Raw genomic sequence first — 22,528 nt, 5'->3', positions numbered from 1 at the left:
ACTGCCGAATCGTTTCTCAGCAGCTTGTAGAAGCGCTCCCTCTCCCGCCGCCGGATCCAGCACCAGGCCATTCAGGTCCAGGGGCAGTGACGAGACCATCTGCTCGGCTAACCACGTGGGGGTGTAGTAGGCGTCCCGTTTTCTAGGCATCCGCACGCCATCGCCGGTGGTGTGCCATGAACCCTGAGACGTCATACACATACATTGATCGCGAGCCAACAGTCCGGTTCGCGGTACGCACCGGATGATCGTAGATCAATTCAACAGCGTCCATGTGGTCGATCGCATACAAGACCGCCCCCAGCGCGTGCGGTTTCGTACCGATAGGAGCCACCCGCAGATAACGACTACCTGCGGAGTGGTGGATTCGCTCAAGCGCTTGATAAGCCTCGAAGGGACAATGTGCGGCAGCGAACTCCACTCTGTCCTCCATCCTGTCCCGATCTAGCGTTTCCTTGTTCGCGATGTAGGACTGCATCGAGTACTCGAGTCGGAACGCAGGGATGCCAACCACGGGGGACGTCACTCGAGAATCCACCTCCTCCTGATCGAAGATGTGCTGCAGGCGAGCGCCTTCAAACCCGAGGAGCGGCGCGAACGTCCCCCGGTCGTCTGCTCTGCGACCGATTCGCGCAAACCCTGGCAAGGGTTCGATTCCGCGATTCGAGCTCAGGTCGTAGAGCGAACCCGGCTCTTGATCGTGCTTTCGATAGTCCTGCGGCTCCGCATACAGCGCGACCAGTGCACGTCCGGCGCGCAGCAACGTCCTCACGAGTGGCGCCCACACACGATGCTCCAAACTCGTCAAATCGATAGCGACCACCCCGGTCATACGAGCGACGAGCGATTCAAGATCGGCAGTCTCGTGCAGATTGAACGAATCAGTCCACGGAACGACATGCAGTATCGCTTCATCGACCAGCGTCACACAGTGGAGATCGACGCCAATCGTCGACAACTGCGATGCTGCCGTCCGAGCTCGATCCTCATCGATCGTCTCCCCGTAGATCAGATGTCTGATGGCGAACCGCCCCAGCTCGTGACTCGCAACCTTGAACGTGTACGACACCTCGTCGAGATGGAGCATGTCATACACCTAGCCCGGCGAAGAGATCCAATTGGTCCGGGGGAGCGCCTCCGTCATCATTGCTCGAGGACAAGATGCGCTTGAACGCCGCGGTCGCGGTCTCACGCTGCGTCAACGCGATTAGGTCATCCGCAGGAATTGTGAGTCGACGCTTACTTCGATGGCTATAGACGAACGCGGGAGCCAGCACAGGGTGGAGTTGATAGTCAAGCTCCGGCGGCCGCCCTCGTTCCGCAGCCTCTTTATTGCCGACGAAATCTACGAGAACACCCTGACCAACCGCCTCAGCCAGTAGCGCGTCAACACTTGCCTCGGGGACGGTCGCGCCAGAATAGCGAACTCGGAACTGCACGACTTCCGGCGTAGTCAAGGCACTTGAACGAGCGAGCGACCCAAACAGTCCTCCGAGCCCGACCGTGAGTCGAGTCAGTGCAACCCCTCTCGTCGACCAGCCCTGAAGATCGCGAACGGTGATCTCCCCGACACGCTTTGCCGCGAGCGTCTGACTCAAGGGTGACACGGGCTCTTCGAGCCCTGCACCTTCCTCAACGTGGCGGCGCAACGCCTCTTGGACAAGCCTAAGAAGATAACGAATGTTCCCATCTGCGAGTTGGCGGTAGGTGCGCCATCCCGTGTAGTACTTACGTTCCCCAACACTGCGCTGTCGAACGGTGAACAACACCGCGTGATTGTAGTTGCCGACACGCGTCTTCCACTTAGACGGCCATCGGAGAGCGAACCGTACGACGTCAATCACCTGTTCGCTGTGAAGCTCCGCCCATCGAACGATCAACGCAGCCTCAACGAGGTTCCGATCGGCCGCGAAGGCCACTTCTTCTTCCGACCCACCGTCAGACCGGACCTCGTGAAGCAGAGTCTCCTTGAGTGCCTCTGCGCCCAGAAGCTCCGCTTCCGCATCCAGCGTTAGCCCCGGCAGCAGCTGGTCGAGCGGCAAATGCGCCAGCCCCTCGGAACTGAGGCGGCGGGTGATTACGGATTCGGCAAACTTCTTGAATCCAGCGTCCTTCAGCCGAGTCACGATGTCGATTGTGGCGAAGTCAGCGGTGTCCTGAAGCGGCTGGCCCTCGATCATGGTCGCTCGCTCGATCGCGACCTTATTACGGACCCCAATCTTGAAAGTGAAGGGCGCTCCTCCAACCTGCTTCACGAGCGTATTGAGAAGCCGCTGTTGGTCTGCCGAGAGGTTTTCGTACTCATCCACGCAGAAGACGAACGGCTTGGAGAGAGAAACCTGGAGGCCGCCGAGTGCCGCAAAGAGGTACTCGATCGGCTTGCCGAGGATGGACGTTGGCAACGTGGCGAGTTCAGACACACGCCCGTTGACCTTCGATTCAATCTCGACAATGGCCATGTCGATGTTGGCCTGTAGCGACTGAAGGCTAGCGGCGTTCTTCAGTCCGCAAGACCCCGAGAACATCGACATGTGATGAGTGTCGATGTCGACAGCCTGCCCATTGGATGCCAGCCACACGGCGTACTCAACGACGAGCGAGCTCAAACGAAGATTCAAGTAGTGAGCAAAGACGCGTTCCCATGTCGTCGAGTCGATCCCCTTGCCACGAAAAACCGACACGACCGTAGGCTCAGCCTTCCAGTAGCCACCAATTGATTCCCAATCGCGCGGGTCAACGCTTCCCGAGAGTTGATGTTGCCCGCGGAAGCCGAGAGCGCGCAAGGTCGTCGTCTTCCCCGTGCCTCGACCTCCGACGAGGAATGTAGGCGTGATGCCGGCGAGCTGATGCACGTAGACAGGCAGAGCAAGTCGACCATACAGTTCGTCGTCGTCTGAGTATTCCGCGCGTACAGAGCCCAACGCCCGGTTCAACTTCTCCAGAACGTTGCTATCAGTCATCGCTGATCAAAGGCTTCCATGTTGGCGAGGGGCGGGCTGGTTGAAGGATGGGCAGAGTGTTATTCGGGGCCTTGTCCTGAAAACTCACGGCAAGACCTTGCGCTTTGTAACCCAACGGGCCATCTGCGTCGAGGCCGGTCGAGGGAGCGTGGCGCGTCGCGACCTCAATGAGATGCTCACGAAGGCTGTCTGGGACAAGTCTCGTATCAGGAGAGTTTGCGGAGTAATCCTCGCCAAGGAGGTACGCGGGATGCACGACCGCTTCTGTTCGAGCCTCTATCTGAGCCTTGGCGAGTTCGGTCGCGACGATCGGAACAAAGTACACAGCCCCAAGGCGCTGCTCAGCGGCAAGCTTCCTCAGAGAGGATCTCCCAGCCTGAGTCGAGTAGACGCGCTCCCAGTTCGCAATAAACTGTCCCCCGGTTCCGCTGATGTCGTCCAGGAAAACGATCGGTCGAAGCGTCTTGGCGCTCAGCAACTCGTGGATCAAGCGCTCGCTGTCGATGCACCTGGCGAAGCCCAACGCGCGAGCTGTTCGCAGGTATTGATATCCCGAGGCCGCGCCATCGCCCGCGAATGAAAGCGGGATCGAGGCGATCGCCTCCCCAAGGAATCTCTCCCACGCCTCGACCCGAGCGGACGCATCCCCGAACTCGGGTCGCGTCGATAGCGATCGGATGGTTGAACTGAGTGCGGCGATCCGGTGATCATCGTTGATGAAGACGAAGGAGTCAAGAAGCGCGTGCGCAACCTCACGGTCAATCCCGTGCTCAAAGTTCTCGACCCAAGCCTCGACATGGAGGTTTCGAGCCTTGGGCCAGACGCGGATACGCGAGAGGTAACGCCGAGCTTCGACGATGTCCCTCTCGTGGGTCATGAGTGCTCCTGGATGTCAGCGCGACACGGCCGACTTCCTGGCGATCGAGCCTGCGTCGGCGACGGGTGGCCGCTAGGAACTCGCCGTCAGCTAGAACCTAGCAGAGACGCGGACGGCCCCTGCGAGGCGTGCGCTCCGGACTCTTTAGCGAACCCATTACCGGCCGGCTCCGGATAGGTCACTTGATAGAGCGTCATACAGATAAACTGCTTGCCGTCTATGCGATAGGGTGATGAAACGCTCATATACGAGCAAGCAGTGGGCCGGTCTGCTAGGAACTCGATCGAGGTGGACCGACAGATGGCAGCGACCGGAAACGCGAAGAAGCAGACGACGAGTCACACGCGCCGAAAGAAGACGACCTTCGGTGAACGCCGCAGCATCCGCTTCAGCGAAGAGGAGGAGCGCAGCGTTCAGGACCTGCGCGAAGCGATCGCGGTGCGGTCAGGACGCGCGTTTGAGGACGTCACATTCAGCGAGGCCGTTCGACTCCTAGTGCGCGACAAGAAGAGCGCTGCAGAGATCGAGGCCCGCGCTCTCGCCATTCAGCGCGGCGGCGGGAACGCATCCGAGTGGGGCCTCTGGGCGATCTCGGAGCGACTCGGATACGAGCTCGCGCCGATGCGGCGGTACATCGCACGCATCGGCGGCGACCTCAATCGAATCGCTGGTCGGCTTGCCAAAGAGGAGAAGATTCCCTACGAGGAACTCGCAGATGCTCTGCAGGCCGCGGCTGACCTGCGGCATGTCCCCGATGACATCGAACGGCGCATCGCTCACCTAGTGCAACGCGGTCTTCCCGAGCGAGGCGTGAAGTAGATATGGCTGTCGTGATGGCGAGCTCCACACGCTCCGCCGACGACCTCATTCGTTACGTCCTCGAGCCCAAGAGCGATCAGCGCGGCGAGCGCTACGTGATGGCATCCGGGACGGGTGGGCTGCTCGTGTCGCTGGCCCGGGACCAGATGCGAGATGTCCGCGAGAGGTGGGGTAAGAACGAGCCCGGGGCGTACGTGCAGGCCTATCACGTCATCCAGAGTTTCTCAGCAAGAGATGAGCTCGACCCGGCCGATCCGAGCGATTGGATGACCGCACAGGACCTCGGGATTGCACTCGCCGAAGAGGTGTTCGCAGGACGGCAAGTGCTCGTCGTTACACAGCGGGATGGCGCCGGCGGTTGCCTCCACAACCACTTGGTCGCCTCGAGCGTGAACACTGAGACGGGCGACAGCTTGAATAGTTCGGTGGTCATGCATGCGCGTCTGGTCGAGACGCACGAGGCGGTTCTGGAGCGCGAGGGATTCCATCAGCCCGACGATTTGAGACAGGCATACACCGACGCGCTGGATCGCCGCGATCGTGGCGAGTCCAGCAGGCTCCGCCGCGCGCCAACGAAGGAGCAGCGCGCACTGATCGAGGCAACGCGCCACGCACAGTGGCAAGCCTTGCGCGCGACTGCCGAGTCGGGCACAGCACGTCGGCTCGAGCCATTCAGCTTGCTCGTTCTGAAGCACCGCATCGACAGTGCAGTGACGGCCCGAAGCACGACAGACTGGGTCACGTTTGTCACAAACGCGCGGACCGAAGGGGTGAGCGTGGAACGCGCGGAGGGAGATGATCTCGTGTCGTTTGGCATGATGCGTCGAATGCACGACGGATCCTTCCGCGCGCCTACGGCCAGCGATCGCCGCCGCGGTTCCACGATTGGCGAGGGTTACACCGTAACTGCCCTCGAACAACGGATCACCAGCCAGCTCGACGCGATCGCGAGGTCTGCGCGCACGATGACATTCGTCTTGACCGCGGAGGACGAAAGAGAAGTCGAGGCCCGCATGGCCATCTACTGGGCCGAGTTCGAGAATGAGCGCGCAAAACCGTTCCGCGCGCGGGGGTCGCTTGAACAGCAGCCTCCGCGAGACATCCCGTCAGCGGCGACAGGCGATGCGGATCCGAGCGACTCTGCGACTGGCGCACCGACGAGCGACCTGCAGAGAGAACGCGACTTGGACGACCTCCGCGTAGAGCTTGAAGGCAGCTCTCCCGGAAGTCTCCCAGCGCCGGTCTCTGCCGGCGCCAACGATAGCCTCAATCTGTCTGATCCCAGCACCGAGATCTGCGCTGACTACGAAGCTCCGCGGTCAACTCCGACGTCACCCGCACCCGAGAACCGCGATGCTAACTCGATCGCGGAGGCGAGACGACGTCGACCAAGACGACAGGCGATGTTCGACTTCGATTTGCAGGACGACACCTCGCCGCGTGTTGAGGGCGAGCTGGAACTATAGTCGACGGCTATCGACTGCGGAGATCCGGTACCGGCTTCGGAAGAAGATCCTCAATGGGCACCTGAAGGACCTGAGCGATCGAAAGGACTGAACGAAGCGCGGGGTTGGCTGCTGTGCCCCGCCGGGATTCACCGCTCTCGTACTGGCGGTAGATGAAGCGGCTCAGGCCAGCGCGAGAAGCCACTTCCTCCTGGCTCAGTCCCGCCTCGAGGCGAAGCCTGCGCAATTGCACCGAGAGCCCCAGGACGAACCTCTGCCACTCTGCATCCGCTGCGCTCGCGCCGTCCGTCACATCTTCAAGCGTTGCGAGAATGGCAGCCTTGTATGGGCTTACGCGTAAGCCATAGTGTTGTGCGCGGGGAGGCGGATCCGCAACGCATGCGAGATCGGCCACGCCCCCCCTTTCGGCCGAGCGACGTGCGCAGGCTGTCGGGACGACGGAGTAAGAGCGAAAGGACGATAGCGGCGATGCCCAATCCGCGATCAAAACGCAAGTCCGCCACCTGGTGGGGCGGTAAAGGCTGCCCGCCGGCCGCATGGATCGCAGCATTCGACGACTTCACCCAGGGAGCTTCCGGCCGCGAATGGGGCCTGGCAGCCTCGCTATTCGTCATGCACCATCATCGCAAACACTCTGAGGGGCCGACCTTCCGCGAAGTGTTCGAGCACCTTTTACCCGAGACAAACGGAGCGCCTTCGCTTCTTGCCGGGTGGGAGCCATCCGAGCGGTTGCAAACCGTCCACCGCTTCAGGTACTTCGTTCTGTCGAAGTGGAGCCAGCGAGGGTTCGTCGAGTTTGACAAGGGTGTCAGCCGAAGCCTCCGCACGGGGCCACAGTTCCGAGAGATCGCGATCCGGGAACGCCGCATCCAAGACCTGGTTCGCAAAAAGCCCCCGCGATCTGGGCGCGGGCCGAGCGACGCCGTGGCGGCTGCGACGCTCGCCCCGGAGGGCGCGGCGGCTCGACTTCGCATCACCGAGACCGCGTTGAGGCGCCTTACAAAGGCGGGATACCTCCGCCGGGTCACACACGAAGGTCAAGCGCTCTATCCGTCCTGGCAGTTCTCACCCCAGCCGGATAAGCCTGTCGTCGCCGGCATAGAGGTCGTCGCCCCCGCCATCCCGGAGCACTGGCCGTTGGCCGCAGAACACTACTTCATGGCCGCCCCGCGTATGGAACTTGCAGTCGACGGTCGGCACCGCTCCCCCAGCGACTGGCTCGACCTGGGCATGAATCCACACGTCGTCGCCGGCATTCTCGAGAAGTACTCCTATGACATCGGCCGTTGAGCACGCGGCGGGCGCGGGATCGGAGCCATGGACTCAAGCCGACGCTGACACAGTTTCGGAGTCCTTGAATCTGCTCATTGAGACGGCTGCGCAGCAGGGGCGCGACGGAAAGCTGGTGAGCGCTCTGTTGACCACTATGACGGCGTTCATCGCAGACCGGGGTGCGGACGTCCTCGCCCCGCCAGATCCGGAGGATCCGGGGCGCCGGCTCCGCCCTGAGTTCAGAGCGCGAATCGACGCAATTGTCGACTCTCTGAGTGACGACGAGACCGCCGCCTTCCTCGGGATCGGCGTGCGACAGGTGCGGCGACGCGCGCATCAAGGAGCGCTCTACTTCTTCACCGTGGGAAAGCGACGCCGCTACCCCGCATGGCAGTTCGATGAACTGCTCGGTGTGCTCCCCGGTATTCGCGACATCTTGCGGGCTATCCCGGAGGACTGGACTCCCGAGCGAGCACAGCTGTTCATGTCTGGGGTAGGTGCCGAGCTCACGATCGCCGACAAGCCGATTTCGCCGCGGACCTGGCTGATTGTCGGCTTAGACCCGATGGAAATCGTCAACCTGATCCGGGAGGGCACGGAAGAGAATGGATAAGCGATCATCGACGCCCGAAGAGGCGAAGCGCGCACTCGCTGCCATCGACAAGGGCCACCAACTCGAGGGTAAGCAGCTGAACGCGCGCGATCTCGACCGCGCTCAGCGCATTCTGACGGGAGAGCTCAGCCCGGAGGAGGCTCGGACCGAGCTGCGGGAAGCGCTGGACCTGGTCATCGACACCGAACGAAGGCACGTGGAGGCCATTGGCTGGACGGACGCGGCGCCCACTGGGGCTCTCGCCCGCCGCCTGACGGCGGTCCTAGGGCCGACGCTCGTGTCCACTCTCGCCGGCTCGAAGGACCTCCGCACCGCCACAGGGTGGGGCTCTCCGGATGGGCCGCTGCCGAGTGCTTACGCCTCGCTTCGGCTGGAATGCGCCTACGACGCCTGGCAGAAGATCAGCACCGCTGAAGGCGACGACGTCGCTAGAGCGTGGTTCGTCGGCAGCAATCCCTGGTTAGGAAACGACTCACCCATCACGGCAATCCGCGAGGGCCGGTTCGTGGACGTAGCCAACGCGGCTGAGGCGTGCGCGAACGATTCATTCAGCGGGTAAGCAAGTACGTCACGGCTGTCCAGCATTCCTGTGTTCGGAGCTTCGCGGCCGTGGACTCTATCCGGTCGCGGCACAATGCGTCGGTTGGCCGTGAGCGTTCGATAGGTTCAAGGCATGTCCCGGCACTTCGACGATCCCGGCCTTTGGGCCGGGCAGCTTGAGGCGTACGAGCCCGCCGTCGCGAGCATCATCCTCCGCGCGCCCCTTCAGCGCGCAAGATCCTCGGGCGCCGGTGCGTTCTTGGGCATCGCGGACGATGGTCTGCAGTACTGGTTCAAAGTGCCTGGCAACCCCCAGGGAAACTACGTTCTCGCGAATGAAGTGATCGTGGAGGGCGTCGGCGCGCTCATCGGCGCTCCGGTATGCAAGAGGGCTCTTGCCACAATCACCACCGCATCGATGACGTGGGACATGTATCCCGGACCGCCCGTCCCGAACGCCGTGACCGCGCACGCGTCCCGACACGTTGGTGGCGCCATCGACGACGATGCTCTCGGCTACACCCGGCGAGACGACAACGCGCGTAGGCAAGCGGCGCTCGTCGCGTTGTGGGACTGGTGTCTCGGCGACGACGAGCAATGGTTGTATGAGGCTGCCGCGCAGTCCTCCGTCTGGTCGTACGATCACGGGTTGTGGTTCACCACTGGGGAGGGCGACTGGGACTCCGAGGTCCTGCGCAGTCTCGAGGGCATCGATGGATCCTTCCGGCAACCACCGTCAGGCCTGAACGAGCAGCGGCTCTTGGAGGTCGCCGATCGCATCGAAGCAGTCACCCCAGAGGAGCTTCTGCGGGTGATGTCCCAGGTGCCCGTAGAATGGGGTATCCCCAGCGGCGACCTGGAAACGATGGGGTGGCTTCTGTATCGACGGGCACCGGCAGTCGCCCAGCGAGTACGAGGACTCGCCTCGCTCCCCACAGCTACCCAGACAGGAAATCCACGATGAACGAGCCATACCTTTATTGGCTCGTTCGCTATGTGCCAGACGTCGCCCGAGGCGAGAGGGTCAACGTGGCCGTCATCGTCGGGCGCGACGGCGGCGACTGGGCTATTCGATCTGCACCAAATCTTCGTCGCGCCAGTCGTATCGGCGGCGACGCGCAAGCGATCCGGCCCTGGCTCGAAAGTCTCGAGCGCTCCGTGCGCGACTACGAGCATCCCCCGCTTGCATTGTTCGCATCGCTGGAACCTCAAACGGTGAGCCGAGCGTGGCTCTCGCTGCTCTCTCACCGCTTCAACAACACACTTCAGCTCAGCAGCCCTGCGCCCGTGGAAGCGGTGTCTGCAGAGGACGCGGCAGGCTTCCTCTATTCCGTTCTCGTAGCTACCCCCGACATCAGCCCGCGTTCGAAGACTCGAACCCGGCTCGTCCAGCACCTGAGCGACCTGTATCTGCGCACGAGCAGCCTCGAGCTCGGAGAATCATTACTGAGACGACCTCGAGCCCTGGTCGGCAAGCAGCGCGGTCGTTTTGATTTCGCCGTCGTCGATGATCACGTCGATCAGCTGTCGCATGCGTTCGCGTTCGACGTGAAGGACACCGATTCACTGGAGCAGGAACTGCAGTCGTGGAACTTCGTTGTCACGCGGCTGCGGGATAGCGGCGCGATCGTCGCGGCCGGTCAGGAGGAGCGCACGGCCGAATCCGACGTGCCGGTCTCGGTGGTATTCCAAGAACCTCCTCGCAGCGCGGACTCTCGGACGTGGGACGTCTTCGATGCCGCCCTCGAGGCCTGGCGCACCCTGGGCGTCGACGCCGTGCCGGGATCCGAGATGGACCGTATCGCGGTCGAAGCCCGGGATCTTTTCCACGCCTAGAGCTCGCACATCACTCACGACCGGCTGTCCATGCGTTGAGCGACGGGCCCGCTTCAGGACGGTGCCCCACCCTCGGCAAGGCTGAGTTCGGCGCCTTCGATTCGGCGAGCCCGCCCCCGGGCCTGATCTGCTCACCGACGACCAGACCCCCGCGATCCCGTTCGGCGACAGCTCAAACGCCGCACACCGGCTCGGCCCTATCTCACTTCAACGTCTAGCCCATTGCCGACGATAACAACAGTTATCCAGATTATCGGCGCGAACCCCTTCTCAGTTCTCCGCCCGGCCGTTTACCGACGATAAGACCACTCATCGCAACTATCCGGCGCAACTCTTGCCATCTTGCGAGCCCCTGTGCCAGCTTGTTGTACGTTCGCGAGCGGGCTGCGCAGCTCGGGGGCGGGTTCACAGGTTTTCCGGTTTACGCCATACCTACTTCAGCGACCGCGTAGCCACGGTGTTCTGGCCGCGGAGTAACATCTGTATCGGTAGGTTCGGCACGGTCTCTCGGAGCGCGGCGAGCCTCTCCCACGGGCCCTCCCCGAGAAAGCGGAGCGCGACATCAAAGGTCGCACCGCCCCACGCCTCAACAGCGAGCAACTCCGGTGTGACGCGGACCCCGTACGGTGCGATCCTGACGAGGTCTTTCGTGCGAACTCATGTCGCGAATAGAGACTGATGCGCGTCACAGTAGGTCGTCTCCGTGACGCCCAAGGCCTCTTGCGCGCAGAGCGGTCGCGAAGCCTCGCGGTCCAAGTTCGAGTAGCCGCGCACGGTGCCCGGCAATTACGGGCTGTGAGTGGGTCGAGTTCAGGCAACTTCATTCTGGGCTCCCCGAACCCGGGACGACCGCTCCTCATTCTCACCCGCCTGCTTACGCAGCTTCGGCCAGCGACGGCCAGCTGGGTCGGGCGAGCCGCGCCCTGACGGGGTAACCGATACATGAGAGTCCCGGTCAAACGCGCCCCAGCCGGACGCGCCTCAGTCGAGTGAGGCGCGTCCGGCAGCGGTGAAGCCGACCCGTCGGTGTGGGTCGAGCCGGTCAACGAGGGGTTCCAGGATGCGGGCGAGAGAGCCGAGATCCTCCTCCGACAGCTGGTCCATCACAAGCTCCTTCGCGAGCGCGATGTGGTCAGGAACCGCCCGGACGAGCGCCCGCCGCCCCGTCGTGGTGAGACGAACGTTCACGACCCTAGCGTCCGTCGTTCCCCCGGCGCGTTCGACGAGGCCTCGAGCCTCCAGCTTACTCAGAACGCGTGACAGACGAGGAGGCGTCGCATTCACCGCCGCAGCGAGATCCTTCGTCCGAAGAGCGCTCTTCGAGGCCTGCCTCAGGGTGCCGAGGACCATGAACTCGAAGTGGGTCAAATCCGCGTTGGACTGCAGCTGCGCATCAAGCACTGCAGGAAGGAGCTCCGCCATCCAGACCAGCGCAAGCCAGGCGCGCGACTGCTCCTCCGTCATCCGCGGCACCGTGTAAGTCATGATTTCGTCAGCCTACGGGAATAGATGCACCTGCAACCAGGTTCACCTTGATAGTTGTATATGCAACTGAAACTGATCAGGAGGAAAGAACATGGCAAGCATCTCCGTCATCGGAACGGGAAACATGGGGTCGGCCATCGCCAGCATCGCAGCGAAGGGCGGCGCATCCGTGCAGGTCATCGCACGCGACGCCGCCAAGGCAAACACTCTCGCAGCCCAGTTCGACGGCACTGCCACCGCGTTCGGAGAGACCCTTGCCGGCGACATCGTCGTGCTCGCCCTTCCCTACCCCGCGCTCGAAGACGTCATCACGGCCTACGGGGAGCAGCTGAACGGCAAGATCGTCGTCGACGTCACCAACCCCGTCGACTTCGACAGCTTTGACGCACTCACCGTCCCCGCCGATTCCTCCGCCGCCGCGCAACTCCAGAGCGCACTCCCCCACGCGAAGGTCATCAAGGCCTTTAACACCAACTTCGCCGCCACCCTCGGCAGTGGCGAAGTCGGAGGCGTCCCCACCACCGTCATCATCGCCGGGGACGACGAGCAGGCCAAGACTTATCTCACCGAACTCATCTCGTCGGGCGGCGTCTCCGTCACCGACGCCGGTTCGCTCAAGCGCGCACGCGAATTGGAAGCCGTCGGCTTCCTCCAGCTCGTCCTTGCTGTCCGCGAAGAGATCGCATGGACCGGAGGTTTCGCGGTCCGATCCTGACGCTGTGACCGGCGGGCGCAGCCTTGCGTCACAGCTCGCCCGCCGTCCGCCGTCCGCCGTTAGAGATACGACACCCGCTCAATAATCAGCTGCGGGCAAGGCGGTCTTCTGGATTACACGATCGGCATCGCGTTGCGCCCGTCGAGACGGTGCCGCGTATCGACGTAACACGTCGATGGACGCGTTCGCACCCTCGCACTCGTCGAGATCACGACCACCCAGGCGCTCGGACGTCAACCTACGAGCGGGCATTCGCCCTTGGCTAAGCGCGTCGAGCGATAGGTCATTGTCACTCGGCGAAAGTCACTGCACTGAGCGAGAACGTGCCAGCCGCCGATGGCGGGCCTGGATTCGACAATCCCGCTCAGGACTGGCGGCGCGTGATCTCTGCCATGGCCGACCAGTCGAGAGAAGCCAGCTCCTCATCGCGCAAGGTCTGTTCAAAGATCTCGGTGAGCACCGGTGCGGTCGGCAATGCTGCTCGATATTCTCCTGCGGCGGCTCGAGCCAGCATCAGGTCTTTGAGCCCTAGCTCCGCGGAGAACCCCACGGGCTTGTAACCGCGCTCCGCGATCATCTTTCCGTATCCCGTGTAAGCACTTCCGGTGTAGGCGGCATCCGTCAGAATCTCGACGAAGGTGGGCCCGTCGACACCTCCCCGCTCGATCAGATTAACGGACTCCGCCAGAGCCTGTAGCGTGTGGATCAGGTTGTAGTTGACGCCGATCTTTACCAGATTCGCAAGCTCGGGCTGGTGCCCTAGGCGCCAGGTGCGCTTGCCGAGAACAGAGAGGAACTCCTCGGCGCGGTCGAGTGCCTCCTCGGAGCCGGCTGTGACGATGTTGAGACCACCGCTGGCTGCCAGGTGAGGACGACCCAGCACAGGAGCAGCGACATAATCGACGCCGGCCGCACGATGCCGCTCGGCCAGATTCCGCACGGTGTCCAGGCTCAGCGTCGACATGTTCACGTGCACCGAGCCGGCCGCAGCGCGGAGCGACTCATCCGTGAAAACCGCGTTGGCGGCCGCATCGTTCGCGAGCATGGAGATCGCGACCCCGGCGCAGAGGGCCTCGGCTGGTGTCTCGGCCGCGCGGGCCCCGGCAGCGACGAGTGGCTCCAGTGGACCGCTCGAGCGGTTCCATACGAGCACGTCGTGCCCGGCATCGATGAGACGGTGAGCCATGCCTGCACCCATGGTGCCGAGGCCGAGGAAACCAACAGTGGTCACGAGAAACTCCGTTCGGTGGTGAGGGGAGAGAAGAAGCTCAGGGTGAGTATGCGGTCGTCGAGCCGCGCTCGATGAACTCGGGCTCGAGCGTCTGACGGACTTCGGTCGGCCGCACTCCTTCTAGGAGATCGAATGCTATGCGCGCACTGCGACGCCCCAGCTCGAAACCGGGCATACGCACCGTCGTGAGCGGCGGGTTGAGATGGTCGACGAGCGGCGCGTCGTTGTACCCGACCACCGAGATGTCCTCAGGACAACGCAATCTGGCGGCTCGAATCGCATCGATGGCGCCGATCGCCATCAGGTCGTTGTGCACGAAGATCGCCGTCGGCCGCCTGTCAGGTGGCTGACGAAGAAGCATCTCTGCCTGACGTCGCCCTTCCTCGACATTGCTGTCCGGCGCGTGGGCACCGGTCGACACGTCCGCGGCCTCTGGATGCTCACGCAGAGCCGCCTCGAACCCGCGCGCCCGCTCGACGAACGAAGAGATCTGGAACGTACCGGGAATCTGTGCGATGCGCCGGTGGCCCAGGGACAGGAGGTGGCCGGCCGCGACCCTGGCACCGACGAAGTCATCAGGCAACACTTCGAGATGGCGTCGTTCGATTCCGGACTGCGCCGAGGAACCGAATCCTCGCACCGCCAGTACCACCGGAACACGCCGCTCGAGGTCTGCGACGAAGTCCTCATCGTCGACCTGCGCGGCGCTCAGGATGATGCAGTCCACCTGATTGCGCAGCAGCCGTGTCACGACGCTGCGAAGTATCGCCGGGTCGTCGTGGGTTTCGGCGACGAGCGGCGTGTATGTGCCAGTGCGGACTTCGTGCTCGATCCCCCGCAGCAAGGAGACCACGAAGGAGTTGGCCAAGTCGGCGACGACGACACCGATGGTGCCCGTCCTTCCCCGGCGAAGACTCTGTGCGACCGCGTTGGTGCGATAGCCGAGCCCCTCGGCGATGGCGACCACCCTGGCCTTGGTCGCATCGCTCACGAGGTGGGCCTGGTCATCACTCAGAGCTCGCGACGCAGTGGCGACATGGACGCCGGCCTCACGGGCGACGTCCTTCAGATTCGGTACTCGAGATTCGGCCATATTCGCACTGTAACGCCCGTTGATTCGTCCCCGGCGCAGGGAGTCCGCGCTCCCCGTCACGCGGACCGATCCCCTGGGGTCTCGGTCCGCGCGAATGACGCCGTCACTCTGACCCACGCTCTCGTGAGATGTTTCCCTCGCTCAATAGGGGTTGGCGACCATGAGTTCGTCGGCGGGGTACTTCGTGAGAATCACCGGCCCTTCCTCCGTGACGACGACCTCTTCTTCGATGCGCGCGGCAGAGTAACCGTCGCTTGCGGGGCAGTAGGTCTCGACTGCGAACACCATTCCGGTCTTGATCTCGACGGGTTCGCGGTAGCTGTTCAGTCTCGAGATGACCGGTCGTTCGTGGAGTCCGAGCCCGAGGCCGTGGCAGAACTGCAGCCCGAAGGCCGACAACTCGTCTTCGAAGCCGAGGGTCTCCGCCGTGGGGAACAAGGACGCGATCTCGTCCGAGCCCACACCCGGCTTGATGGCGGCGATGGCGTTGTCCATCCACTCCCTCGCGCGGGAGTAGGCGCTCTTCTGCGGGCCCGTGGCGCGGCCCACGCTGAACGTGCGGTAGTAGCACGTGCGATAGCCGTTGAACGAGTGGATGATGTCGAAGAACGCCTGGTCTCCCGGACGGATGATCCGATCGGTGAAGTTGTGCGGGTGCGGGTTGCATCGCTCGCCGGAGATCGCGTTGATCGCTTCCACCTGGTCAGACCCGTACTCGTAGAGCTTCTTCGCGGCCATGGCGACGATGTCGCTCTCGCGCACGCCAGGCTTCAGCGCCTCGACGATGTCGGTGTACACGCCGTCGACCATCGCCGCAGCCTGGTTCAGCAACATGATTTCGTCGGAGCTCTTGATCTCGCGAGCATCGAGCATGTGCTGCTGGGCATCGACCACCGTGAGGCCCTGGCGCTGCATCTCGAACAGGAAGGGAGGCTCGACGATGTCGATCCCGACGGGTGCATTGTGCAGACCCATGTCCTTCAAGATGCCCTTGATCTCGGTCACCGCGTCGACCATGAGACCCGCCGTGGGAGCTACCGCGCCTCGGAAGCCGAGGAAACCAGGGTGATTGTGATCCTGCTTCAACCACGGCGAATAGAGCTGGTGGTGCTTCACCGCGGAACCGAAGTCCCACAGGTGCGGCTCGCCGCCTCGTGTGAGCAGGGCGTACCGGATCATCTTGTCGCCCAGAGCGCCTCCCACCCAGGACGACGTGGTGTAGCGGATGTTGTAGAAGTCGAACAAGAGGAACGCGCCGCATTCGCTCGCTTCCAGGGCCGCTTGGGCGCGCTGGAGGCGGTAATCCCGCAGGCGGGAGAAATCGACCCGCATCTCGTAGTCGACACCCATCTGTCCGGGCGTCAGGAGCGGTCGGGGAGTGTTGGCGGCCTCGGCCATCAGTGGCGGCCTCTCTGTCGGGACGGTTGTCATAGTCGACGTTACCGTAAATTCAAACGATTGCATTCACGCACGGAGGCCGATTCCTGGGGAATCGCCACCGCTTCCCCACGACGAACGCGAGGTAGCCACTTGGCGTCCGACTCACCACCCGACCGCGGAACAGGCGGGGTGGGCAGCGCCGTGATGTATGGAGCGCAGACAGAGCGCCTCCGGGTGGGCTTCCCTGCTCATGAAGCGAGGATGCCCACCCTGTCGGCCGTCAGCGCACCGCGGCGATGCCGTCGATCTCGATCGTGGCGCCGTTGTAGAGCGAGTGGACACCGATGACGGTGCTCGCGGAAGGCGTGGTTGTGTTGATGATGCGGTTGCGCGTCTCGCGCCAGGTGTATAGCTTCTCCTGGTCCAGCTCCGTGATGTACACGTTCACGCGAACCAGGTCGTCGTACGTCACGCCAGCCGCGTTCAGAGCGCGCTCGAACTCGCCGTACGTAAGCTCGATGGCACGGACGAAGTCGGTGGGGACGGAGCCGTCCTCTTCGAAGCCGACCTGGCCCGAGATGAAGACCAGCTCGCCCGCGGTAACGCGAGTGCTGTCCGAGATACCGGGCACCACGGGCGCCGGGATACGGGAGATGCGTTCGTTGGTCATATTCATTGCTCCTTGTTGTTGCGGATTGTCGAACGAGTGTTATTCGTCTCGCCCGTAGACGACGCAGAACGGGACGGACGAGGTCGGAAGCGAGGATCGGTCCGAGAGCGTGTGCCACCGACGGTTGTGATAGACGAGGGGCACGGGCTCCTTGTCGACATCGTCGCCGTGCAGCTTGGATTCGATCGCCTCGACGAGGATGAGGGTCGAGCCGTTGGCATCCACACGCTGTACGACCCGCCCGCGCAGCCAGTGCGCCCCCGGATAGTAGGGCTCGCCGGTGGGGAGCCGCCCCCACTCGACGTCCGGGCCGAATCGGTCGACACCGCGCTGCGCCCCCAGCTTGGCCAGCGCGATCTGATCCGCGGCGAGCATGTGCACGACGACCGTCTCGGCTTTGAGGATCGTCGGCGTGCTCGAAGAGAGGGCTGACGCGGAAAACACGAGAGTCGGCGGGTCGATAGACACGGACGCGACAGAGCTGACGGTCATCGCGACCGGTCCGTCGCCAGCGTCGGCGGTGACGATCGCGACGCCGGCCGGATGCGACCGGAAGGCGAAGCGGAAGTCGTCGGCGGAGATGGCGGAGGGCGTCTCAGTCATGGTCATTTTCTCACCGTTCACTTGGTTGGTTCCGAAGTCGGGTACAGCTCGGGACTCATACGACGGGCAAGACGAAGCGGGCATCGCCTTCACGGCCCACCATCACCCTGCCCAGAGCCTCGTAGCCGCTCGCAGAGAGGGTGTGCCCGTGTCGGGCCGCCGCTGCCTGGTCGCGCCAGATCCGCTGGAGAACCGACGAATCGGCGAACCCTGCGGAACCGTGCGCCGTCACGAGGTCGCCGATGAGCTGAGTGATCGTATCGATGACCCAGCCCGCCTTCGCGCGCAGGGCGATCCGGTCGGCGTACGGCGCATAGTCTCCCCGCTCTGCCGTGCGGTAGATCTCGTCGGCGACCTGTTCTGCCAGCGCTTCGGCCGCGGCAAGCTGCACGGCGGCCTTCGCGAGCGTGTACTGGAAGATCGTGGAGTCAGCCTGACGGTCGTATCCCGTGAAGGCGATCGACTTCGTTTCCGCCGCCGCTACGACGAAATCCAATGCCGCGCGCCCCATTCCGAGGTGTGGTCCCACCAGGTTCATGAAGAGAGAGGGCACGAACATCGTCCGGTACGACGTCCCGTGGTTGCTGCCGATGTACTCGCCCTCGATCGCGGCAGTCAACGGGAAGATGCGATGACTCGGCACGAAGACGTCGGTCGCGAGCTGAGTCACGCTCGCGGTCGACTTCATTCCGGCGACGAACCAGTCATCTTCGAAGGTGAGGTCCTCGCGCGGGATCAACGCGACACCGGCGTCGACGATCTCGCCCGCACCGTTCTTGAGTGGCACACCGAGGAGCGACCAATCCGCCTCGCGGCTGCCCGTGCCGTATGTCCATCGACCGGTGATACGGAATCCCCCGTCGACGGCGACCGCTTCTGACGTGGTGGCCAGCACGATGGAGACGAGTGCGCCCGCCTTCCCGCGCTCACCCCAGACGTCTTCCTGCGCCTGATCGCTCATGAGGCTCAGCACCCACGCGCCGGTGTTGTAGATGCCGGCCATCCAGGCGAGACTGCCGTCGCCTGCGCCGATCGCGCTGGTCACAGCCTGCACGTCGCGGGTACTGGCTGCGAGCCCGCCGAACTTCTCCGGTGCAGACACGTTGAAGGCACCCGTAGCCCGCACGGCTTCGAAGACACGCTCCGGAACGCGTCGAGAGAGATCCCCCTCGCGTCCGCCTTCCGCGAGCTCGGGGCGGAGCCTCATGACCTGGTCGACGATGTCGGCGGTCGATGGTAGAACAAATGTGTCAGACATGGGTGTTCCTCCTCGGGGCGGTTGATCGTTTGAAGCGAATGGCGAACTGCAAACGATTGCTTCTACTTGATCGTAAGCCGACATTGTTGCGGTGATGTTTCGCGGTCATGTGTGGTCGGCTGCGGCGTCGCTCGCACGGGGATTCCGCCTTCTGTGCGCTATGCATCGAAGACCCCCGGGTGGCGAGCAAGTTCCAATCGACTGCGGCGGATGTGCCGTCGGAGCACCTGCTCAGCCTCTTCGGCATCTCGCCGACGAAGAGCCGTGACGAGCAGATGGTGGTCGTGATGGACTGCATCGTCACCCTCGCGGTAGAAGAGACGCGTCGCGGTCCGCCGATAATGCTGCGTGCGATTCCACAGCCGGAAGACTGTCTCGCCGAGAACAGTCGTTTGCACCGCCTGCAGGCTCGAATGGTGGAACTCGCGGTCCAGGAGCAGGAAGCGCTCGACATCCGACGTGCTCGCCATCGCGTCAGCGAGGACATCCATGCTGTCGATCACCGAGTCTGGCAGGAGGGGGACATTCAACCCCAGGAGCAGTGGCTCCAGGCTCTCCCTCATTCGATACATCTCTTCACAGTCCGACATCGTGAGCCTCGACACCCACGCACCGGTGTTCGCGACGATCGTCACGAGTCCCTCCGCCTCCAGCATCCGCAATGCCTCGCGGACGGGCAGCCGACTGGCGCCGAGCTGGTCGGCGAGTTGGCCCTGACGGATACGCTCGCCCGGCGCGTACTGACCTAAGAGGATGGCATCGCGCAACGTCGCCGCAATGCGAGCGCCGGTCGCGCCATGGATGAGCGTGCTATTCGCTATCGACATGCGCGGCTCATCGTTCGGGGTGCGCCGGGTGCCAGAGCAGCCGGTCGGATGACTGTTCGTAAGCCTTGCCGTCGGGAAAGCTCACGAGCTCGAACTGCAGACCCCACGGGCTGGTGAAGTAGACCCAGCGCTGGCCCTCCGCGGCGTGTGCGCTGGACGTCGGCGAACCCATGACGTCGACGCCGTTCTCCTTCAGGTAGCGCACCGCCTCATCGAGTTCATCGACGTAGAACGCGATGTGATATCCGCCGAGGTCGCTGTTGCGCGGGTGGGGGGCCTGACCATCGGCAGCTTCGTAGAGGAACACCTCGAAGTTGGCCCCGTTGCCCAGGCGGAAGAAGCGAATCTCGCTGATGACGGTGCGCGGATGCACTCCCAGATGGGTGTGCATCCAGTCATCCTCGGACTGCTTCGATCCGAGGGTGTAGACGCGGTCGCAACCGAGGATGTCGACAAGGAAGCGCTCGGCTTCTTCGAGATCCGGGACGGTAAATCCGATGTGGTCGGTCCCGCGGATGCCGGGGATACCCCGTCGCACGGCGTCAGCCATATGTGGACTCCTCTGTCACTGCAAAATTGGATACACCGTACCCATATCCGGAGTCTACGACGGAGTATTCAGATATGCAAACGTTTGTATTGGATCCGATACTCCGCTACCGTCGACTCAGCGGTCAGGTGATCGCGCGAGAGGAATGGGCGAAGATGCCGAAGAAGAAGCGACTCCAGACCGGCGTCGACTGGTTCCAGCTGACCACCACCGACGCGGATTGGAATGCCGCCGATCCCGCACTTCTGGGGACCATGCTGAGTGAGCTGCATCTGATCCGCGCCTTCGAGGAGACTGTCCTCGAGATCGCCGGCGAGGGTCTCGTCCATGGCCCCGCGCACTCGAGCATCGGACAGGAAGGCGGCGCCGTCGGCTCGATCGTCGGGCTGCGTTCGACGGACGGCGTCAACGGCTCTCACCGCGGGCACCACCAGTTCCTTGCCAAGGCGCTCACCCACGTCAGCGCCGGCACGATCGATCCCGCCGAGCCGGTGAACGATGCCATCCAGACCGTCCTACAGCGCACACTCGCCGAGATCCTCGGCCTCGCACAGGGGTACTGCCGCGGCCGCGGCGGGTCGATGCATTTGCAGTGGTTCGAAGCCGGCGCACTCGGCACCAACGCGATCGTCGGCGGAGGCGCACCGATGGCCACCGGTAACGCCTGGGCGCAGAAGCACTCGGGCACGACGGATCTCTCCATCAACTACTTCGGTGACGGAGCGGCACAGATCGGTTCCGTCCTGGAGTCCATGAACCTCGCTGCCGCATGGAAGCTGCCCGTCTGTTTCTTCGTCGAGAACAACCTGTATGCCGTGTCGACCCGCGCGGACGAGATCACCGCGGACCCCCGGTTCTCCGTCCGCGGCCAGGGCTTCGGCATTCCTTCGTGGCGCGTCGACGGCATGGACCCGCTCGCGGTGCACCTGGCAACTCTCGAGGCATCCGAGCGGATGCGCTCGGGCGAAGGTCCAACCGTCATCGAGGCCGAGGTCTACCGGTTCTTCCACCAGAACGGCGCGTATCCCGGCAGTGCGTTCGGGTATCGCACAAAGGAAGAGGAGGCGCACTGGGTTGCCCGTGACCCCCTGGATCTCGTTGCCCGGCACATGATCCGCCGCGGACTCATCGACGATGCCGGTGTCACAGCCCTTCGCGAGCGTGTTCAGGCCGCGATGACCGAGGCCACCGCTCAGCTTCTCGAGTCGGACCCGGACCGTCCCGGAAAGCGCCGCATCCGCCCGAAGCTGTGGCCCGAGACGAGCTTCGTCAACGTGGGCGTCCGCGGCGACGGCACCGAGTTGCAGGGTCTCCCCGCGCTCGACGAGTCCACTCCCCTGCGCCCGGTGAAGTTCATCGACGCCGTCTCCCAGGTGATGGACCGCCGCATGGAGACGGACCCGCGCATCGTCGTGATGGGCGAGGACGTGCACCGCCTCAACGGAGGCACCAACGGCGCCACCAAGGGGCTGCCGAAGAAGTACGGCGAGGAGCGCATCCTGGGCACCCCGATCAGCGAGAACGCGTTCGTCGGTCTCGCCGGCGGCCTCGCCCTGGACGGGCGCTTCCGCCCGGTCGTCGAGTTCATGTACCCCGACTTCATGTGGGTGGCCGCCGACCAGGTCTTCAACCAGATCGGCAAGGCGCGTCACATGTTCGGCGGGGACAATGATGTACCCCTGGTGCTGCGCACCAAGGTCGCGATGGGTTCCGGCTACGGGTCGCAGCACCTCATGGACCCCGCGGGCATCTTCGCGACCAGCCCCGGCTGGCGCATCGTCGCCCCCTCGAACGCGAGGGACTACGTCGGTCTGATGAATGCGGCTCTCGCACTGCAGGACCCCGTGCTCGTGATCGAGCACGTCGACCTCTACGGAGCCGCCGACGAGATCCCGGAGGGCGATCTCGACTACGTCATCGAGCCGGGCTCGGCCGCGGTGCTTCGCGAAGGCTCCGACGTCACGGTCCTCACCTACCTGTCCATGGTCGCGCACTCCAAGGAGGCCATCGAGCAGACCCGGATCGATGCCGAACTCATCGACCTGCGTTGGCTCGACCGGGCATCCATCGACTGGGACACGATCGGTGAGAGCATCCGCAAGACGAATGCCGTGCTGATCGTCGAACAGGGTTCGCAGGGCACGTCCTACGGTGCATGGCTGGCCGACGAGATCCAGCGGCGGTTCTTCGACTGGCTCGATCAGCCGATCGCCCGTGTCACCGGCGAAGAGGCATCGCCCAGCATCTCTCGTGTGTTGGAGCGGGCAGCCATCGCCCGCACGGAAGAAGTAGTCGCGGGGCTCGAAGCCGTCCGCGCCGGATTCGGATCCTGA

The 22,528-nt window shown here is 63.6% G+C and carries 22 protein-coding genes and 1 pseudogene; 9 read left to right on the top strand and 14 right to left on the bottom strand.

Annotation, left to right across the window (positions count from 1 at the left end):
- Nucleotides 1-142: 142 nt before the first annotated feature.
- Genes MRBLWO14_RS12350 through MRBLWO14_RS12340 form a run of 3 tightly spaced genes read right to left on the bottom strand, consistent with a single transcriptional unit; the run spans nucleotide 143 to nucleotide 3,837 of the window.
- Nucleotides 143-1,087, bottom strand: coding sequence for a hypothetical protein (locus MRBLWO14_RS12350; RefSeq protein WP_341933455.1), 945 nt, complete (start codon nucleotides 1,085-1,087; stop codon nucleotides 143-145).
- 1 nt (nucleotide 1,088) lies between these two features.
- The gene (locus MRBLWO14_RS12345) at nucleotides 1,089-2,960 is read right to left on the bottom strand and encodes a hypothetical protein (RefSeq protein ID WP_341933454.1); all 1,872 of its coding nucleotides are present in this window, start codon (nucleotides 2,958-2,960) and stop codon (nucleotides 1,089-1,091) included.
- Nucleotides 2,953-3,837: a hypothetical protein gene (locus tag MRBLWO14_RS12340; RefSeq protein ID WP_341933453.1), complete on the bottom strand. Its 885-nt coding sequence runs from the start codon at nucleotides 3,835-3,837 to the stop codon at nucleotides 2,953-2,955. Before MRBLWO14_RS12340 ends, MRBLWO14_RS12345 begins: the two co-directional genes overlap by 8 nt.
- Before the next feature lie 300 nt (nucleotides 3,838-4,137).
- On the opposite strand from MRBLWO14_RS12340, the gene MRBLWO14_RS12335 reads away from it, so the two are divergent.
- A complete protein-coding gene (locus tag MRBLWO14_RS12335) occupies nucleotides 4,138-4,656 on the top strand; it encodes a hypothetical protein (RefSeq protein ID WP_341933452.1) in 519 nt (172 codons plus the stop codon).
- A gap of 2 nt (nucleotides 4,657-4,658) precedes the next feature.
- Nucleotides 4,659-6,122 (top strand): relaxase/mobilization nuclease domain-containing protein, encoded by a 1,464-nt coding sequence (locus MRBLWO14_RS12330; RefSeq protein WP_341933451.1) that lies wholly within the window; start codon nucleotides 4,659-4,661, stop codon nucleotides 6,120-6,122.
- Nucleotides 6,123-6,129: 7 nt separating this feature from the next.
- On the opposite strand, the gene MRBLWO14_RS12325 is transcribed toward MRBLWO14_RS12330, so the two are convergent.
- The gene (locus MRBLWO14_RS12325) at nucleotides 6,130-6,660 is read right to left on the bottom strand and encodes a helix-turn-helix transcriptional regulator (protein ID WP_341933450.1); all 531 of its coding nucleotides are present in this window, start codon (nucleotides 6,658-6,660) and stop codon (nucleotides 6,130-6,132) included.
- Between MRBLWO14_RS12325 and MRBLWO14_RS12320 the strand changes: the two genes are divergently transcribed.
- The 5 genes from MRBLWO14_RS12320 to MRBLWO14_RS12300 all read left to right on the top strand — a co-directional run bounded on the left by MRBLWO14_RS12320 (nucleotide 6,591) and on the right by MRBLWO14_RS12300 (nucleotide 10,383).
- Nucleotides 6,591-7,412 (top strand): hypothetical protein, encoded by an 822-nt coding sequence (locus MRBLWO14_RS12320; protein WP_341936249.1) that lies wholly within the window; start codon nucleotides 6,591-6,593, stop codon nucleotides 7,410-7,412. The two genes, MRBLWO14_RS12325 and MRBLWO14_RS12320, sit on opposite strands and share 70 nt — an antisense overlap.
- Nucleotides 7,396-8,007: a helix-turn-helix domain-containing protein gene (locus MRBLWO14_RS12315; protein WP_341933449.1), complete on the top strand. Its 612-nt coding sequence runs from the start codon at nucleotides 7,396-7,398 to the stop codon at nucleotides 8,005-8,007. The genes MRBLWO14_RS12320 and MRBLWO14_RS12315 overlap by 17 nt, the downstream gene beginning before the upstream one ends.
- Nucleotides 8,000-8,566: a hypothetical protein gene (locus tag MRBLWO14_RS12310; RefSeq protein ID WP_341933448.1), complete on the top strand. Its 567-nt coding sequence runs from the start codon at nucleotides 8,000-8,002 to the stop codon at nucleotides 8,564-8,566. The genes MRBLWO14_RS12315 and MRBLWO14_RS12310 overlap by 8 nt, the downstream gene beginning before the upstream one ends.
- A gap of 114 nt (nucleotides 8,567-8,680) precedes the next feature.
- Nucleotides 8,681-9,511, top strand: a complete 831-nt coding sequence (locus tag MRBLWO14_RS12305; protein ID WP_341933447.1) for a hypothetical protein — start codon at nucleotides 8,681-8,683, stop codon at nucleotides 9,509-9,511.
- A complete protein-coding gene (locus MRBLWO14_RS12300; protein WP_341933446.1) occupies nucleotides 9,508-10,383 on the top strand; it encodes a DUF3037 domain-containing protein in 876 nt (291 codons plus the stop codon). The genes MRBLWO14_RS12305 and MRBLWO14_RS12300 overlap by 4 nt, the downstream gene beginning before the upstream one ends.
- A gap of 453 nt (nucleotides 10,384-10,836) precedes the next feature.
- Here the strand turns inward: MRBLWO14_RS12300 and MRBLWO14_RS12295 are convergent.
- Nucleotides 10,837-11,216 (bottom strand): annotated as a pseudogene (locus tag MRBLWO14_RS12295) (pyruvate carboxylase); the annotation flags it as partial.
- 148 nt (nucleotides 11,217-11,364) lie between these two features.
- Nucleotides 11,365-11,847 carry a MarR family transcriptional regulator gene (locus tag MRBLWO14_RS12290; RefSeq protein WP_341933445.1) on the bottom strand — a complete coding sequence of 161 codons (483 nt, stop codon included), beginning with the start codon at nucleotides 11,845-11,847 and terminating at the stop codon, nucleotides 11,365-11,367.
- A gap of 112 nt (nucleotides 11,848-11,959) precedes the next feature.
- Here MRBLWO14_RS12290 and MRBLWO14_RS12285 point away from each other — a divergent pair, with 112 nt between their 5' ends.
- Nucleotides 11,960-12,583 (top strand): NADPH-dependent F420 reductase, encoded by a 624-nt coding sequence (locus MRBLWO14_RS12285; protein ID WP_341933444.1) that lies wholly within the window; start codon nucleotides 11,960-11,962, stop codon nucleotides 12,581-12,583.
- 364 nt (nucleotides 12,584-12,947) lie between these two features.
- Here MRBLWO14_RS12285 and MRBLWO14_RS12280 read toward each other — a convergent pair whose 3' ends face one another.
- From MRBLWO14_RS12280 to MRBLWO14_RS12245, 8 genes are all read right to left on the bottom strand, one after another.
- The gene (locus MRBLWO14_RS12280) at nucleotides 12,948-13,814 is read right to left on the bottom strand and encodes an NAD(P)-dependent oxidoreductase (protein ID WP_341933443.1); all 867 of its coding nucleotides are present in this window, start codon (nucleotides 13,812-13,814) and stop codon (nucleotides 12,948-12,950) included.
- 37 nt (nucleotides 13,815-13,851) lie between these two features.
- On the bottom strand, nucleotides 13,852-14,907 hold the full coding sequence (locus tag MRBLWO14_RS12275; RefSeq protein ID WP_341933442.1) for a LacI family DNA-binding transcriptional regulator: 1,056 nt from the start codon (nucleotides 14,905-14,907) through the stop codon (nucleotides 13,852-13,854).
- 141 nt (nucleotides 14,908-15,048) lie between these two features.
- Nucleotides 15,049-16,305 (bottom strand): M24 family metallopeptidase, encoded by a 1,257-nt coding sequence (locus MRBLWO14_RS12270; RefSeq protein ID WP_341933441.1) that lies wholly within the window; start codon nucleotides 16,303-16,305, stop codon nucleotides 15,049-15,051.
- 262 nt (nucleotides 16,306-16,567) lie between these two features.
- Entirely contained in the window at nucleotides 16,568-16,957 is a 390-nt protein-coding gene (locus MRBLWO14_RS12265) for a RidA family protein (protein ID WP_341933440.1), read from the bottom strand.
- A gap of 39 nt (nucleotides 16,958-16,996) precedes the next feature.
- On the bottom strand, nucleotides 16,997-17,560 hold the full coding sequence (locus tag MRBLWO14_RS12260; RefSeq protein ID WP_341933439.1) for a flavin reductase family protein: 564 nt from the start codon (nucleotides 17,558-17,560) through the stop codon (nucleotides 16,997-16,999).
- Nucleotides 17,561-17,615: 55 nt separating this feature from the next.
- On the bottom strand, nucleotides 17,616-18,902 hold the full coding sequence (locus tag MRBLWO14_RS12255; protein ID WP_341933438.1) for an acyl-CoA dehydrogenase family protein: 1,287 nt from the start codon (nucleotides 18,900-18,902) through the stop codon (nucleotides 17,616-17,618).
- A gap of 74 nt (nucleotides 18,903-18,976) precedes the next feature.
- On the bottom strand, nucleotides 18,977-19,645 hold the full coding sequence (locus MRBLWO14_RS12250) for a GntR family transcriptional regulator (RefSeq protein WP_341933437.1): 669 nt from the start codon (nucleotides 19,643-19,645) through the stop codon (nucleotides 18,977-18,979).
- A gap of 7 nt (nucleotides 19,646-19,652) precedes the next feature.
- Entirely contained in the window at nucleotides 19,653-20,195 is a 543-nt protein-coding gene (locus MRBLWO14_RS12245; RefSeq protein WP_341933436.1) for a VOC family protein, read from the bottom strand.
- 155 nt (nucleotides 20,196-20,350) lie between these two features.
- Between MRBLWO14_RS12245 and MRBLWO14_RS12240 the strand changes: the two genes are divergently transcribed.
- Complete coding sequence (locus MRBLWO14_RS12240; RefSeq protein ID WP_341933435.1) at nucleotides 20,351-22,528, top strand: thiamine pyrophosphate-dependent enzyme; 2,178 nt, start codon at nucleotides 20,351-20,353, stop codon at nucleotides 22,526-22,528.

Origin of the sequence: Microbacterium sp. LWO14-1.2, assembly GCF_038397715.1 — a bacterium.
GTDB lineage: Bacteria > Actinomycetota > Actinomycetes > Actinomycetales > Microbacteriaceae > Microbacterium.
Note: the sequence above shows the minus strand (reverse complement) of the source record. Positions and strands in the feature narration are given on the sequence as shown.

Bases quoted from the DNA above. Each gene is read 5' to 3' on its own strand.
- MRBLWO14_RS12350 (WP_341933455.1), bottom strand. From the start codon at position 1,087: ATGCTCCATCTCGACGAGGTGTCGTACACGTTCAAGGTTGCGAGTCAC.
- MRBLWO14_RS12345 (WP_341933454.1), bottom strand. From the start codon at position 2,960: ATGACTGATAGCAACGTTCTGGAGAAGTTGAACCGGGCGTTGGGCTCT.
- MRBLWO14_RS12340 (WP_341933453.1), bottom strand. From the start codon at position 3,837: ATGACCCACGAGAGGGACATCGTCGAAGCTCGGCGTTACCTCTCGCGT.
- MRBLWO14_RS12335 (WP_341933452.1), top strand. From the start codon at position 4,138: ATGGCAGCGACCGGAAACGCGAAGAAGCAGACGACGAGTCACACGCGC.
- MRBLWO14_RS12330 (WP_341933451.1), top strand. From the start codon at position 4,659: ATGGCTGTCGTGATGGCGAGCTCCACACGCTCCGCCGACGACCTCATT.
- MRBLWO14_RS12320 (WP_341936249.1), top strand. From the start codon at position 6,591: ATGCCCAATCCGCGATCAAAACGCAAGTCCGCCACCTGGTGGGGCGGT.
- MRBLWO14_RS12325 (WP_341933450.1), bottom strand. From the start codon at position 6,660: ATGCGGCCGGCGGGCAGCCTTTACCGCCCCACCAGGTGGCGGACTTGC.
- MRBLWO14_RS12315 (WP_341933449.1), top strand. From the start codon at position 7,396: ATGACATCGGCCGTTGAGCACGCGGCGGGCGCGGGATCGGAGCCATGG.
- MRBLWO14_RS12310 (WP_341933448.1), top strand. From the start codon at position 8,000: ATGGATAAGCGATCATCGACGCCCGAAGAGGCGAAGCGCGCACTCGCT.
- MRBLWO14_RS12305 (WP_341933447.1), top strand. From the start codon at position 8,681: ATGTCCCGGCACTTCGACGATCCCGGCCTTTGGGCCGGGCAGCTTGAG.
- MRBLWO14_RS12300 (WP_341933446.1), top strand. From the start codon at position 9,508: ATGAACGAGCCATACCTTTATTGGCTCGTTCGCTATGTGCCAGACGTC.
- MRBLWO14_RS12290 (WP_341933445.1), bottom strand. From the start codon at position 11,847: ATGACGGAGGAGCAGTCGCGCGCCTGGCTTGCGCTGGTCTGGATGGCG.
- MRBLWO14_RS12285 (WP_341933444.1), top strand. From the start codon at position 11,960: ATGGCAAGCATCTCCGTCATCGGAACGGGAAACATGGGGTCGGCCATC.
- MRBLWO14_RS12275 (WP_341933442.1), bottom strand. From the start codon at position 14,907: ATGGCCGAATCTCGAGTACCGAATCTGAAGGACGTCGCCCGTGAGGCC.
- MRBLWO14_RS12270 (WP_341933441.1), bottom strand. From the start codon at position 16,305: ATGGCCGAGGCCGCCAACACTCCCCGACCGCTCCTGACGCCCGGACAG.
- MRBLWO14_RS12265 (WP_341933440.1), bottom strand. From the start codon at position 16,957: ATGACCAACGAACGCATCTCCCGTATCCCGGCGCCCGTGGTGCCCGGT.
- MRBLWO14_RS12260 (WP_341933439.1), bottom strand. From the start codon at position 17,560: ATGACTGAGACGCCCTCCGCCATCTCCGCCGACGACTTCCGCTTCGCC.
- MRBLWO14_RS12255 (WP_341933438.1), bottom strand. From the start codon at position 18,902: ATGTCGGCTTACGATCAAGTAGAAGCAATCGTTTGCAGTTCGCCATTC.
- MRBLWO14_RS12250 (WP_341933437.1), bottom strand. From the start codon at position 19,645: ATGTCGATAGCGAATAGCACGCTCATCCATGGCGCGACCGGCGCTCGC.
- MRBLWO14_RS12245 (WP_341933436.1), bottom strand. From the start codon at position 20,195: ATGGCTGACGCCGTGCGACGGGGTATCCCCGGCATCCGCGGGACCGAC.
- MRBLWO14_RS12240 (WP_341933435.1), top strand. From the start codon at position 20,351: ATGCCGAAGAAGAAGCGACTCCAGACCGGCGTCGACTGGTTCCAGCTG.